General features: G+C 38.9%; 11 protein-coding genes. 2 read left to right on the forward strand and 9 right to left on the reverse strand.

The window, feature by feature from the left end:
• Window position 1: 1 nt before the first annotated feature.
• From ABE65_RS14090 to ABE65_RS14100, 3 genes are read right to left on the reverse strand one after another with little or no spacing between them, the layout of a single operon-like run.
• Entirely contained in the window at window positions 2–2,413 is a 2,412-nt protein-coding gene (locus ABE65_RS14090) for a sugar phosphate nucleotidyltransferase (RefSeq protein WP_066396175.1), read from the reverse strand.
• Complete coding sequence (locus ABE65_RS14095) at window positions 2,413–5,214, reverse strand: 1,4-alpha-glucan branching protein domain-containing protein (protein ID WP_066396177.1); 2,802 nt, start codon at window positions 5,212–5,214, stop codon at window positions 2,413–2,415. The genes ABE65_RS14090 and ABE65_RS14095 overlap by 1 nt, the downstream gene beginning before the upstream one ends.
• A gap of 11 nt (window positions 5,215–5,225) precedes the next feature.
• Window positions 5,226–5,873, reverse strand: coding sequence for a DUF4912 domain-containing protein (locus ABE65_RS14100; protein ID WP_066396179.1), 648 nt, complete (start codon window positions 5,871–5,873; stop codon window positions 5,226–5,228).
• A gap of 367 nt (window positions 5,874–6,240) precedes the next feature.
• Between ABE65_RS14100 and ABE65_RS14105 the strand changes: the two genes are divergently transcribed.
• On the forward strand, window positions 6,241–6,432 hold the full coding sequence (locus ABE65_RS14105; protein ID WP_066396184.1) for a hypothetical protein: 192 nt from the start codon (window positions 6,241–6,243) through the stop codon (window positions 6,430–6,432).
• A gap of 19 nt (window positions 6,433–6,451) precedes the next feature.
• Window positions 6,452–6,922: a hypothetical protein gene (locus ABE65_RS14110; protein ID WP_066396185.1), complete on the forward strand. Its 471-nt coding sequence runs from the start codon at window positions 6,452–6,454 to the stop codon at window positions 6,920–6,922.
• Between the two features lie 271 nt (window positions 6,923–7,193).
• Here the strand turns inward: ABE65_RS14110 and phoU are convergent, their stop codons facing one another.
• From phoU to ABE65_RS14140, 6 genes are all read right to left on the reverse strand, one after another.
• Complete coding sequence (phoU, locus tag ABE65_RS14115) at window positions 7,194–7,853, reverse strand: phosphate signaling complex protein PhoU (protein WP_066396187.1); 660 nt, start codon at window positions 7,851–7,853, stop codon at window positions 7,194–7,196.
• A 24-nt stretch (window positions 7,854–7,877) separates the two neighbouring features.
• Window positions 7,878–8,663, reverse strand: a complete 786-nt coding sequence (gene pstB, locus ABE65_RS14120; RefSeq protein WP_269148798.1) for a phosphate ABC transporter ATP-binding protein PstB — start codon at window positions 8,661–8,663, stop codon at window positions 7,878–7,880.
• 46 nt (window positions 8,664–8,709) lie between these two features.
• Entirely contained in the window at window positions 8,710–9,588 is an 879-nt protein-coding gene (pstA, locus tag ABE65_RS14125; RefSeq protein WP_066396192.1) for a phosphate ABC transporter permease PstA, read from the reverse strand.
• Complete coding sequence (gene pstC, locus ABE65_RS14130; protein ID WP_066400200.1) at window positions 9,588–10,502, reverse strand: phosphate ABC transporter permease subunit PstC; 915 nt, start codon at window positions 10,500–10,502, stop codon at window positions 9,588–9,590. The genes pstA and pstC overlap by 1 nt, the downstream gene beginning before the upstream one ends.
• Window positions 10,503–10,651: 149 nt before the next feature.
• Window positions 10,652–11,611, reverse strand: coding sequence for a PstS family phosphate ABC transporter substrate-binding protein (locus ABE65_RS14135; RefSeq protein ID WP_066396194.1), 960 nt, complete (start codon window positions 11,609–11,611; stop codon window positions 10,652–10,654).
• A 235-nt stretch (window positions 11,612–11,846) separates the two neighbouring features.
• Entirely contained in the window at window positions 11,847–13,895 is a 2,049-nt protein-coding gene (locus tag ABE65_RS14140; RefSeq protein ID WP_066396196.1) for a penicillin-binding transpeptidase domain-containing protein, read from the reverse strand.
• Window positions 13,896–13,999: the final 104 nt, after the last annotated feature.

Consider the following 13,999-nt stretch of genomic DNA (forward strand, 5'->3'; position numbering starts at 1 on the left):
GTTACACCTGCTGATATAACTGGATTTTTTCAATATATTGAGATGCTGCTTGTTTTGCTTGTTCAGGATCCGTATTCTGAGAATATACGGTAAATACAGGCTGTTCTACGTCTGGAAGGATAAGTGTCCAGCCCCCTTCAGGATGAAAGACTTTAATGCCATCAAGCAATTCTACATTGTTGTCACGGATATCCTCCATCAGTCTGCGCATCACTCGCCCTTTCTTATCTTTTGGACAAGGTACATATTCCCGTAGCATATGCACGTCAGGAAGCATCTCGACGAGTTCAGATAATGTGATCTTCTGCATCGCCATGATCTCTAAAATATGAACGAACGCGTACTGAGCATCATATTGATAATTCAGAACGCCATCTCCTACTTCCATGATAGAACGCGGATTTGCTTTCGTACGAATCAGCTTACCTTTTAAACGTTCAGCTATGGAATCGAGAGCAGATGATCCATATACAGGGATAGCCATCTCTTTTTGCTTACCTTGAGAAAATGCCGTGAAAACATAGAGAGCTAGCATCGTCTCTTCATCCAACACTTCACCTGTCTCTGTGATGAGGCGCAGTGTTTCACCCGCTTCTCCGATCAAAACACCGATATTGGCATTTGTAACTCTGACAAAGGAGGCCATCTCCTCTGGTTTCGTCTGATAAGGAGCGGTGAGAATCTCACAGTTCAATCGATTATATAGATTAGGGATAAAATTCAGATACGGCTGATGATTGTAATTTACTACAACTCTAAACTTAGCTTCTTGAATTCCCTTTTCTTGTATTTCTTCTAAAAGAGCCGAAATGTAATCTTCGTGTTTATTCGCTTGAATAGCACCTTTACCGATACGATCAAATGAAGCACGTCTATAATCTTCCTGCCAATAAGCATTCTCTATCTTTCTTTCAAGATCAGAATGAATCGGAAGTCCTTTATTATCATAGAATTCGATCATCAGTTGTTTTTCTCCCGTAGGGTTTGAGAACCTTACGTAAACACCGCCTTCTAAGCGTTCTTCTTCAATCGAGAAACGTACGACTGGTGCGACTGTAGGACTAATATCGACCGTATGAACTCCAGAAGAATGAAGTCCTTGAATAAAAGATTGCTTGATCATCACTGAAAAGTCATGTGAGTCACTTGCGATGATGATCTGTGACCCGTAAGGAAGAACAGCTCCATAGGCCGATGCAAGTCTTGCAATATAATCGGGTGTGATCTCCACGTTTGCGATTCCAGAAACGCCTCTAGATCCAAACAAAGATTTTGTAGCTTTTTTGCCCCATACGATCGAAGTATGAACAAGTGCTTCTTCAAAGATTTCTTTTTCTGGCCAGATTTTCACATCAGGTTTTAGCGTCGCATTTCTACCAATCGTACAGTGGTTACCAACTACTGCGTGTTCAAAAACAGAGGCATCTTTTTCTACTTTCGTACCGTTCGCGATCGTTGCTCCTCTTAGTTCACATTGATCACCTACAAAAACATCGTTCCACAATACCGTTTTCTTTAAAGAGCTTCCTGAGCTTACTACACTATTCTTTCCGACAACTGATAGTTTTCCAATATGAGAGCCTTTACGAATAACTGCTCCATCTGCAATACTTACAGGTGCTTCGATCACAGCTCCATCTTCAATAAAAACATTCTCACCTACCCAAACACCAGGTTCTTTTTCCTCTCCCGCAAAGGGTAGATTCACTAATCCGTTTAACATATCATAATGCGATTGACGATACTGCTGAAGGCTCCCGATATCAGACCAATATCCTTCTGCTTGGTAACCGAACAAATTTTTATCTTCTTTCATAAGGAGCGGAAACAAATCTTTACTAAAATCAACGGGTACATCTTTTTCAATATAACGGAACACTTCTGGTTCGAGTACATAGATACCTGTGTTCACCGTATCACTAAAGACTTCATTCCAGCTTGGCTTCTCAAGAAAACGAATGATTTTTCCATCTTGATTGGTCATGATCACACCATATTCTAAGGGTGAATCTACTTGTTTCATAAAGATCGTCGCTATTGACTCTTTATCTTCATGAAATTGGATACCTTTTTCAAGGTTGAAATCTGTTAGTGCATCACCTGATATCACGATAAAACGCTCATCTAAAAATTCTTCAGCATTCTTAATGGAGCCTGCTGTTCCGAGAGGCGTATCTTCAACAAAATAATGAAGGTTCACACCAAAATCACGACCATCACCAAAATAGTTTTTAATTGCGTCTGGTAAGTAATGAACCGTAACGGCAATATCAGTAATGCCAAATTTCTTCAGAAGTTCGATCCCATATTCCATAACGGGTTTGTGAAGCATCGGCACCATTGGTTTTGGCATATTGCATGTAAGAGGTCTTAACCTTGTACCTTTTCCACCAGCCATAATTACACCCTTCATTAAACGATACCTCCCACTTTTGATGTTTTATTTTGTTCTGTCTTATAGAGTTCTGCAGTCTTTTCAGCAATTGAATCCCAACTAAAAACGGTTCTTGCTGTTTCTTCACCATTTCTGGCCATTTCTTGGCAGCGTTCACGATTGCTAAGGATATATTCTACAGCCCATACAATACTGCCTGGATCGTTCGGATATATTTTCAATCCCGTTTTTTCATGATCTACAATTTCCCTTAACCCACCCGTATCAGAAACAATGGTCAGTTTTCCTGAAGCCATCCCTTCTAATGCAACAATGCCAAACGGTTCATAATGACTTGGAAAGATGGCAGCGTCCGCTTTTGCAAACCATTTATTTCTTTCCTCATCGCTAACGAATCCTGTAAGATGAACATATTCTTCTAGGTTCCTCTGTCTGATCATTTCTTTTAGTTCATCCATTAACGGACCTTTTCCAGCAATTACAAACCTGACGTGTTTGCCAGAACTTCTTAGTAGATCTGCAGCCTCTATGATCGTTTGGAATCCTTTTTCTTTTACAAGTCTGCCAACTGAAAAAAGAAGAAGTTCATTCTCGTTTTTCGTATCCTCTAAAGAGGTACCTTGTTCGAATGTAATCTGTTCTGGATCTATGCCGTTTGGTAGAATCGTTATCTTTTCCTCTGGAATGCTAAAGACCTCTGTACATTCATTCTTCATATAGTCACTGCAGACGATCAGACTGTCTGACCCATCCATAAGCTCCCATTCTTTCTGATTAATCTCGTATTGAAGAGGTGAGGTTATCCCATTGTTTCTTCCATGTTCTGTTGCATGAATCGTGGTGATCAACGGAAGGTTCAATTCTTTCTTGATGACTAGTGCCGATACCGAAACAAGCCAATCATGAGCATGAATACAATCAAAATCAAACTTACTTGCTAATGCTAAAGCTTGTTCAGTGATGGCCATATTCAAACTTCCTGTCCAGTGAAAAAACGATGAGAAATTCGGCTGTTTACCAGCAACACGGTACACATGGACACCATTATTCACTTCATGTTCCGGGTATCCCGGAACCGAAGAAGTAATCACATATACTTCTGTTCCTTGTTCGACTAATTTTCTTGAAAGATCGAACACATGCCGTGCTAACCCGCCTACTACCATAGGAGGGAACTCCCATGAAAGCATTAATATCTTCTTTTTACCTTTACCATTTTGGTCATTATAGTGAGACGTCACATACTCATCATGTTTATTCTTAAAGTAGTGCCACAGACCTGTTGTCAGCATGAAAGGATATTTGTTTTCATAATCTGCTATCTCATTTGGATGATACGTTTTATTCTCAATCGATCGATTCAGTTCATGAAACCTTTCGATATGTTCTTGAAATCTTGACTTCGCATATTCTGTTGCACTATTACCTTCAATAATGAAAGCCCAATCCGAACTAGCAGCCAGCATCCATTCCCGAACCATTTGGTCTGCATATCGTTCCACAACGATGTTAGGTTCGTTATATGAAAGACGAGCTGCTAGTTGGACCAGCTTTCTTTCACAGTGATGCAAGTGTCGGTACATCCAAGCGTTGGACTCATTCAGCCATACTTCGCCTGTTTGATTTCTTCCCCATGTAGAAAAGCATGGTCTTACAGTTTCTAAATCCTGATAATGTCTTGTTAAAAATTCTTGAGGTGTGATCCACGTGATGTTTTGTTCTGTTGAAACGTTCATGGATTGAAGTAAAAATTCTGGTCCTTCAAACCACCAGTGTCCAAATAGCTCAGCATCAAACGGTGCAGTAATTAGTTGAGGAGGGTAAGATTGTTCGTTGGTATGTAGATACTCATTAATACGATGACAAAAGTCTTCTGCATGATTCTGTACTTTATTTAAAGCCCAGTCTCTTTGGTACCAGTCTTTGTTCTCGGTTTTTCCTGTTATCCGCCAATACTTTAAACCTGTATCGACTCGAATCCCATCTGGGTGAATAAAGCTCTTTATATAATCGTTCTCTCGCTCATAAGCGACATCTCGATAAAACTCTCGATAATCGAAATCGCCCGGATAGCCCACAGAGGAATTCCAGATCGTTTCTGAAATAGTTTGATTTCTTGAGAACAATGCCACCCCGTGCGGTGAATATACCGGAGCTCCAATCCCTTTTGATGGAAGAGGTTTACTCCTAAGTAAAGTTTCCTCATCTACGAAAGTGAATTGAATACCTGCATCAGCTAAAGCTTTATCTACTCCGGGAGAGTAAGCACATTCTGGCAGCCAGAATCCTTTAGGTTTTTCCCCAAAGAACTTTTCAAATGTTTTAACGCCTGCAAAGATTTGAGCTTTAACTCCTTGCTCCGTTTGAATATATGGAAGGAATGCGTGGGTTGCTGAGGAAGTGATACAGTGAACCTTCCCAAGATCCATATAGCGTTTAAAAGCATCTGTAACTTTACAATCAAACTTTTGATAGGTGTCCATAATTCTTTTGTAGCGGTCTTCGTAAAAAGCAATAATCTTTTGTTCTTCCTTGTTTGTAGAATGCTTTTTTTCTTTTTTAACAAGTTTTATCGTAAGGTCTAAATGTTCAAGATACCTTTTTTGTATGACTGGATCGTTGAGTAACTCTAACAAAGGTGATGAGAATGATAAGGTCCAAGACAAGTTTTCAGGCTGATCTTCGAGTACCCATAACAACGGGATATATGTCTCAGTGAGTGCCTCAAATACCCATCTTTCCTCTAATCGATTTGCTTCTTTATGCCTCACATAAGGAAGGTGAGCGTGCAAGACTAATGAAAAATACCCGTTAGACATGTTTTACTCTCCTATCTAATTTTTTGATAATAAGAATAGGTCGAAAAATTTTCAAGCCATTCCGGTTGTTCAACTCTTTGGTGTTTCCATCTGTCGATTTTTTCATCATGATTACTGTTATATAAAGAAGGGCTAGTTTCTGCAGGATTAGATCGTAATAGAGTAAAAAAACTGCCATCGAAGGTACGTGTCCCAATATCAACGATATATGTTCTCCCAGGTTCTAAGGATTGCAGGAACCAGTTGTTCGTCATCGGCGGAAGCTCTACTTCAAACGTCCGATGCGCATTATGTCCGAAGAAATCAATGTCAGTCACGTCATATATTTTTAATATCGAAGGAAGGTCTTCCCATTTCGTGCGAAAGTGATGTTCTGCCATCTGCTTTGTTGATTCTGAAAAACTCCAATAAGCATACAAACTATCAGGGCTCCTTGGCATCAAATGAACATTAGCCTCTTCATATTCGAAAGGCATCGACCACTTATCTACTTTAAGAACGGGTTGAGATGAAAGTTCATGAGTGGTTGGTACTTGCTGCTGCCGGTATTTATTCCAGCGATACTGAACCTTTCCTAAAGACATGTTCATTCTTTGTGCGATCTCTTGAAGAGTTAAACCATTCTCCTTTAATTTCACAATATCTTCGATCAAGTTCATCACCTCATCCTAATCAATTATTCTAATAAACGTTTTTTATTACCATATTTTTTATAATCGTATCACTGGATATTTTTATATACAATGTGTCAAAAAAGTCGAAAAATGGCGCTTCCTTATCCCACTTGAGATTTCCGTATATGTAAAGTTTTTGTAACCGGTTAATATCTCAGATTATTCTGTCAAATTGACAAAGTAAGACAAAAACCGTCGTTTTTATATCCCTAGCTCCTTCGTTTTATTGGAGAGAAATGAGAAAATAGTCGAATTGTAGTAATTTGTGTAAACTTTTGCGAAAAAACCTATACCACAGCAAAATACTATGTTATAAAAGTAAAGGGTATAGCTTTAAATTAGGGAGGATATTATGGAGTTTGCTATTTTTGGATTGTTACTAGTAGGTGTTATTCTTTTGATTCTTTCCTTTAGAAAAAACAAGGAAGCTTCAGTTGAGACACAGCTCGAGAACTTTACTATTCAGTTAATGAAAGAGATCTATCAAATAAAAAAGAAACTAAAAGTTCTTGAAGATGAAATGATGATTAACGATAAGAACTAATTTGTGAGGGGTAATGGGTATGACAAGCAAAAACCTTCGCGGATTTTCAGCAGGTATAATCCTTTCAACAGGAATTTTGGCTGGTTTTTATTATACGGCTGATGATGCTGATAAAACTTCTGAACTAACAGAAGAATCGGTAGCTCAATATCTTTCTGAAAAAGGCGAGTTAGCAATTTCAAAGGAAGAGTATACTTCACTTAAAGACACGGATCATACAGTTGCTGCTCCGGTTGCAATAGAAGAACCAAAAGCTGTTCCTCCAAAAGAGGAAGAAAAAGTGTATCAGATGACTTTAACGATTACTCAAGGAATGAGTACAGGAGAAGTATGTGATCTTCTGCAAAAAGAGAACATCATTAAAAATAGCGATGAGTTCTTAAAATATCTTCGCTCGAATAACTTAGAAGGCGCTGTAAGAGCTGAATCTCACCAAGTAAACAGCAAGATGAGCTTTGATGAGATCGCGAAAGAAATAACAAGTTCATAATTCTACATAATATAATAAAGGCTGTTTTCGTAAACTTTGTTGCTTTTGAAAGTGTTGATTTCCGTTTCAGGTGCTCGCTTTCCGGGGGGCAGCCGGTGAGCCACATTCGTTCGTTTCACTCTTAAGTGTCTCACCTGCCCGCCTGTCCTAGCCGAGAGTCTCCCACCTTTCACTACAATCAATTGTCAAAGGTGACAAAGAGTTTAAAGTAACATTTTTTAGAAAAGTACAATAATAAAAGAAGCGAGCAGTGCTCGCTTCTTTTATTTGTTTAATCGTTTAAACCGTATCTCTTTCCTTTTACAAGAAAGATGATGCTTTCTGCAATATTCGTTGCGTGGTCCGCTGTACGCTCGATATATCTGCATACAAACAGAAGCTGACTGATCTGAGAAAGGTGATCAGGATTTTTAGTCATGAGCTCTAATAGTTCTTTTATAATCTTTCCGTACGTTTCATCTACTTCATCGTCTAATTCTGCTAGTTGTTTCGCTAAAGCAACATCTTCTTCTACATATGCTTTTGTAGCGGTTGTAAGCATAGCAATCGCATGATGCGCCATCTTAGGAAGCTCTTCTAATGGTTTGATGAGTTCTTGCTTCCCGATTCGAATGGTTGACTTTGCGATATTAACCGCAAAGTCAGCCATTCTTTCGATATCAGATGATATTTTGATGGCAGCAATGATTCGTCTAAGATCAGATGCTACAGGTGCTTGTTTAGCGATTAAGAGGATGGCCATGTCGTTGATTTCATCTTCAAGGACATTGATACGATTATCATTTTCAATAATCTGTAGGGCTTTATCAAGATCTTGATTCTTTAATGCTTCGACAGAGAGCTCTAATGCTTCCTCTGCCAATTTAGAAATCTGAACGATCGCTTGTTTCATCTCTTCTAATTGAAGCTGAAAATTTTCACGAACAACCATTTATCTCACTCCTATTTTCTTTGTTTAACCGAATCTACCTGTAATATAATCTTCTGTTCGCTTATCTGATGGATTCGAGAACAATGTACTTGTATCTGTATATTCCACAACTTCTCCATTTAAGAAAAATGCTGTACGATCTGAAATACGAGCAGCTTGTTGCATATTATGTGTCACGATAACGATGCTATAATCTTTCTTAAGTTCTTGCACCAGTTCTTCCACTTTTAGAGTAGAGATCGGATCAAGCGCAGAAGTAGGTTCATCCATAAGAATGACATCTGGTTCGATCGCTAAGCATCTTGCAATACATAAACGCTGTTGTTGACCACCAGATAAGCCGTAAGCATTCTCGTGAAGACGGTCTTTCACTTCGTCCCAGATTGCAGCGCCTTTTAAGCTTTTCTCTACAACTTCATCTAAGACCTTTTTGTTCTTAATCCCATGAATACGAGGGCCGTAAGCTACATTCTCATAAATAGACTTAGGAAACGGATTTGGTTTTTGAAACACCATACCGACTTGTGTACGAAGTTCTTCCACACCGTATTTAGGAGTGAAAATATTCTTTTCTCGATACACAATTTCCCCTGACATACGAACGATTGGAACCATTTCTACCATTCTGTTTAACGTTTTAATAAACGTTGACTTACCGCAACCTGATGGTCCGATGATTGCCGTAACCTGCTTTTCTGGAATATCAAATTTAATATCTTTTAAGGCATGATCCTGTCCATACCATAAGTTTAGGTTATTAATCTTAAAGACAGGTGTGAAATCCTGTTCTTTTTCACTCTTTTGAACCATTTGTTTGTTGATTGTAATATCCATGCTCTCGTCCTCCTACTCTCTATTAGAAGCGATTATGAAACTTATTTCGGATTAATACAGCAATTGAATTCATGATCAGCAAGATGATTAACAAAATGATAATTCCACTTGCTGCAATCATATGAAACTCTTCTTGCGGTCTACTTGTCCAGTTGTAAAGCTGAATCGGTAATACAGTGAACTGTGAGAAAATGTTTTCTGGAACAAACGCTACATACGCTAATGCACCTAACACTAAAAGTGGTGCAGTCTCACCTACAGCACGTGATAAAGCAAGAATCGTCCCTGTTAAGATTCCAGGAAGCGCTGCAGGAAAGACGATTCTTCTAATCGTCTGCCATTTTGTCGCTCCCATCCCAAAAGAAGCTTCTCGAATTTCTCTTGGCACCGTGCGGATTGCCTCTTGTGAAGCGACGACGATAACAGGAAGAATTAATAGACTCATCGTCAGACCACCTGCCAGTACACTTGATCCTAGTCCTAGTAGACGAACGAAGATCGTTAGACCTAACAAACCAAATACAATCGATGGAACGCCCGCTAAATTCGAAATATTGATTTGTACGAACTTAGTAAAAGCATTCTTTTTTGCATACTCTTCTAAATAAATCGCGGTTCCAACACCAAGTATGAATGAAACAGGTGCAGTGACAGCCATCACCCAAATGGTACCGAGCAGCGCAGCCCATATACCTGCACGTTCAGGCATACGAGACGCAAAATTTGTAATGAAATCTAAACTTAAATAAGGTAATCCTTCTGCTAATATTCGGTAGATCAATACTCCTAATACGAGTAAGGAAAAACATGTTGCAAGGATAAATAGGAACTTAGCAACACCATTAGCTGCTAATCGAGTTCCCATTCTTTTTTTAACAGATTCTTTATTGATTAATGCCATTAATATTCCTCCCTAAACTTGCGGGAAATGAATTGAGCAAGTAAATTCATGATTAATGTGAATACGAACAAAGTCATACCTACAGCATAAATACTGTAATAGATCGTTGTACCATAGCCCGTGTCACCCTGGCTGACCTGAACGATATAAGCTGTCATCGTTTGGATCGACTCTGTTAAATTGATATCTGCAGTTGGTCTAGACCCCCCTGCAATGGTAACGATCATCGTTTCACCGATCGCTCTTGAAATTCCTAGTACGAAAGATGCGATTACTCCTGAGAGTGCTGCTGGAAGCACTACTTTCATCGCTACTTCAAATCTTGTTGCACCAAGAGCCAATGCACCTTCTCTCATAGAGTTTGGTACGGCATTCATCGCATCTTCAGATAATGAAGCGATCATCGGAATGATCATAATACCAACTACAATTCCGGGACTTAGTGCGTTAAAGATTGAAATTCCGCCTGGGATGATTTTATCTAATAAAGGTGTAACGAACGTGAGAGCAAAGAATCCATAAACAATCGTAGGAATCCCAGCTAATACTTCTAAGATCGGTTTAATAACTTTTCTCGTCTTTGCAGATGCATATTCACTTAAATAGATAGCAGCAGCAAGACCTATTGGGATCGCAACAACCATTGCAATAGCTGTAACGGTCAATGTACCCATGATGAGAGCAATGATTCCAAAGTCTGCATGTTCGTCAGCAGCAAAAGGGAACCATCTTGTGTTCGTGAAAAATTCTACTATTGAGATTCGATTAAAAAAAGTAAAAGTTTCTGTTAACAATGTAAAAACAATACCTATTGTTGTAAAGATAGATATGATTGCACAGATTAAAAAGAGTTTAGGAACTACCTTTTCCATTACCGCCGATTGACTTCTTGAAGACTTATTCTCCTGAATCATAGAGCGGATTGATTTTTGGTTTGATTTATCTCTGGACACCAATAAGACCTCCTATAATTCGACAATACTAAACAGGTGAAAAGGTGAGGAGATTTCTCACTCCTCACCCTGTTATATGATTCTTATTCCTTTACTTCAATAAAGGACAATTATTTACCTGCAAGCTCATCTAGCTTTTTCATTTGCTCTTCGTATTTTTCCTTTGGAAGAGAAACGTATCCGATCGTATCAGAAGAAGCAAGCTCACCTGAGTTTTCAAGAGCAAACTTCACATATTCATACACTGCTTCGTTATCTTTTAATGCTTTGTTATTTACATATGTGAACAATGGGCGAGAAAGTGGTGCATATTCTCCAGATTCAATTGTCTTTGGCGTTGGTTCAACTGGACCGTTACCACCATCGATTGGAACAGCTTTTAACTTATCTTTGTTTGCTTGGTAATATGCATATCCAAAGAATCCAATTGCATCTTTAGATCCAGTAACACCTTGTACTAGAACGTTATCATCTTCAGAAAGCTGTGCGTCACGACGCATTGGTTTTTCTTCAAGGATTACTTCATCGAAGTAGTCATAAGTACCAGAATCCGTTCCTGGAGAGAAGACTTCGATTTTTTCCTTCGGCCATCCTTCACGAACATCAGCCCATGTTTTAGCAGGGTTTTCTTCTAAGAAAATCTTTTTCAGTTCATCAAGTGTAAGGTGATCAATAAAGTCGTTATCTTTTGAAACAACTACTGAAAGACCATCTTTCGCAAGTTCAAATTCTGTATATTCAATTCCTTTATCTTCAGCTGCTTTTTTCTCTTCGTCTTTGATCGGACGAGAAGCGTTAGCAAGATCTAATTCTCCACGAACAAATTTTTCAAAACCTCCACCAGTTCCAGATACTCCTACTGGTGCTTGTACTTCAGGATTTGATGCTTGGAACTCTTCAGAAACAGCTTCCATGATTGGGAATACTGTGGAAGATCCATCGATTTTAATCTTTCCGCTAAGATCCCCGCCGCCTGCAGCTCCATCTTCACTCTTGTTTCCACATGCTGCTGCGAAAACTAGGATTAGCGACATTACTGCTAAAAGGTACACAGACTTCATTTTCTTCATCTTGATAGGTCCCCCTAAATTATGATTATTTCGTCTTATCATGTTAGAGAAGTTCTTCTCAGGTCATGATCCCTTTTTTTAAGAGCTTGTTTCTTTCTTACATGTTCTACAATAAACCTTGAATGTGAACTACGTTTTAATGAATTGTAAAGGTATTGTTAAGACTGGTTTATCCATGAATATGTTCTTATTCTTTGCAATCCAAATTTATCTATACTAAAAAGAACCGCACTTATTAGCGCGGTTCCTCAGTAATTTCTTCTTTTGAATCAGGCTTTGTTGGTACACCTTCTTTTTTCATAGCGAAGTATGCATCCAAGGCTCCTTCAGCAATCTCACTGTTCGTATTTCCTTCTTTGATGTCAGGCACGACAACAGCAAATGCTACTTCTGGATTTTCGTAAGGTGCATATCCGATCAGGGTTTTATTGACGATTCCTGTAGCTTTATCGATCTCGGCGGTACCTGTTTTTCCTGCTGGGTTGTAATCTTTATTCTTAAACTTCCAAGCAGCGGTACCACTGTTGCCATGCATAACTTCGTAGAATCCTTTTTGAACCACCTTGATTTGACTTGGTGACATCTCAATTTTATTTAAAACATTCGGTTCAAATCGGTACTGAAGTTTACCTAATTTATTTGGATCCACAGAAGGTTCACGCACCTCTTTTAACAAGTGAGGTTGCATCCTTAATCCACCGTTTGCAATTGTCGATACATATTGAGCCATCTGCATCGGCGTGTACGTATCAAATTGTCCGATAGAGAAGAACATCGCTTGTGATAGTTCACGACTTACTCCTGTGTTATAGCCAGTTGCTTCTGAAGGAAGATCAATCCCAGTTGGAACACCCAGCCCGAACTGGCTGTATGAGTTCCTTAAAATTTCGAACGCTTCTTGAACTTTATTTTCTTTAAAGCGTTTATTTGAATAATCGTAGCCTGCAAGTTTCATGGCAATATGCCACATATAAACGTTTGATGAACGCTCTAGCGCTTCCACAGCATCAACCTGGCCCATGCTTTCATGTGATTTTAAAGATCGTCCATCTCCGAATGTAAGTGGTGCATCGTTTATCACAGTATTTGGTGATACCACACCTTGTTGCAAACCAGTGAGCACGGTAGCTCCTTTAACGGTTGAACCCATCGCATAGGAATGATAAACGTTACCAAACGGAATATCGATAAACTTTCCTGTTTTACGATTATATTCCTTAGCGGCCATAGAGAGGATAGCCCCCGTGTTCGGATCCATCATCACGACATACGCACTATCTAACTTACTGTTTGCATATGCATTTTTTCCACGAATGGCGTCTTTTAATTTTTCTTCAATGACTTTTTCGACCTCTTGTTGAAGACTCATGTCTACTGTTAGTACAAGATCACTACCTCTTGCTCCTTCTTCTTCAACAGGATCTCCAACTGGATTTCCTTTTTTATCTGTTACATATTTTATCTTTGTTTTCGTGCCGCGAAGTAGTGATTCGTATTGTTCTTCCAGAAAACTTGTTCCAACCATATCATTGCGATCGTTGCCTCGAGAAGTATAAAAGTCCATTCTCGATTTCGGAATTTGTTTTACTTGGCCAAATATATCTCGGAATGAATCTTTAAACGGATAAGAGCGTTCAGCATCCGGCTTAATGTCCACTCCTTCTAACTCAGGCAAATGTTCACTGATCATAGCGATCTCTTTTTCTGTCGCTCCAATCTTGATACGCTGAGGAGATAAGGTATAGCCTCGGTCCATCTCACTTTTTATCGCCAATACCTCAAGTTCCTTTTCCGAAAATGAGTTAATATCTTCTTCTGTTACTTTCTCTAACATAAGATCATAAAGTTCTTCTGGAGCTGTATCCTTTTTTTCCTCTTTAGAAATTCTTGACTCTACTTGCTTTTCATTAAGAAAAATAAAATAATCTTTTTTATCTCGCTCAGTTAGTTCATCTGTTGGCTTTTCGATAAGATCTGCAAGCTTCAATGCCAACTGATATCTTTCTTCTGCATCAGCTTCTTGTGTTCTCGTATATGTAATAGAGAAAACAGGTTCGTTGTCTACAACTACACGGTAGTTTGCGTCTAGCATCTTCCCGCGTGGAGCATCAAGCTTTGTTGTAACATTTTCCGTTAAATATGCCGTTCGCTGATATTCCTCTCCTTTTACAATCTGCACATAGCCAAGGCGGAGAACTAGAACAGAAAAGAGAAAAAATACAGAGATGAATAAGGCATTAATACGAATGGGCACATGATTTTTCTTCTTATCTTTTGTTTTCATAATATTGTAAATCTCCCTTTAAAACAGCACAGACACCCTAAAAAAGGTGTCTTAAGCGAACCGGTAATTATATCTACATAATATAGTATCCTTACCAAGGTTAT

It is taken from the genome of Fictibacillus phosphorivorans, from assembly GCF_001629705.1.
GTDB classification, from domain to species: domain Bacteria; phylum Bacillota; class Bacilli; order Bacillales; family Fictibacillaceae; genus Fictibacillus; species Fictibacillus phosphorivorans_A.

What these genes read in the sequence shown, in the direction of transcription:
- ABE65_RS14090 (WP_066396175.1), bottom strand. Translation starts at nt 2,413, where the DNA reads ATGAAGGGTGTAATTATGGCTGGTGGAAAAGGTACAAGGTTAAGACCT.
- ABE65_RS14095 (WP_066396177.1), bottom strand. Translation starts at nt 5,214, where the DNA reads ATGTCTAACGGGTATTTTTCATTAGTCTTGCACGCTCACCTTCCTTAT.
- ABE65_RS14100 (WP_066396179.1), bottom strand. Translation starts at nt 5,873, where the DNA reads ATGAACTTGATCGAAGATATTGTGAAATTAAAGGAGAATGGTTTAACT.
- ABE65_RS14105 (WP_066396184.1), top strand. Translation starts at nt 6,241, where the DNA reads ATGGAGTTTGCTATTTTTGGATTGTTACTAGTAGGTGTTATTCTTTTG.
- ABE65_RS14110 (WP_066396185.1), top strand. Translation starts at nt 6,452, where the DNA reads ATGACAAGCAAAAACCTTCGCGGATTTTCAGCAGGTATAATCCTTTCA.
- phoU (WP_066396187.1), bottom strand. Translation starts at nt 7,853, where the DNA reads ATGGTTGTTCGTGAAAATTTTCAGCTTCAATTAGAAGAGATGAAACAA.
- pstB (WP_269148798.1), bottom strand. Translation starts at nt 8,663, where the DNA reads ATGGTTCAAAAGAGTGAAAAAGAACAGGATTTCACACCTGTCTTTAAG.
- pstA (WP_066396192.1), bottom strand. Translation starts at nt 9,588, where the DNA reads ATGGCATTAATCAATAAAGAATCTGTTAAAAAAAGAATGGGAACTCGA.
- pstC (WP_066400200.1), bottom strand. Translation starts at nt 10,502, where the DNA reads ATGATTCAGGAGAATAAGTCTTCAAGAAGTCAATCGGCGGTAATGGAA.
- ABE65_RS14135 (WP_066396194.1), bottom strand. Translation starts at nt 11,611, where the DNA reads ATGAAGAAAATGAAGTCTGTGTACCTTTTAGCAGTAATGTCGCTAATC.
- ABE65_RS14140 (WP_066396196.1), bottom strand. Translation starts at nt 13,895, where the DNA reads ATGAAAACAAAAGATAAGAAGAAAAATCATGTGCCCATTCGTATTAAT.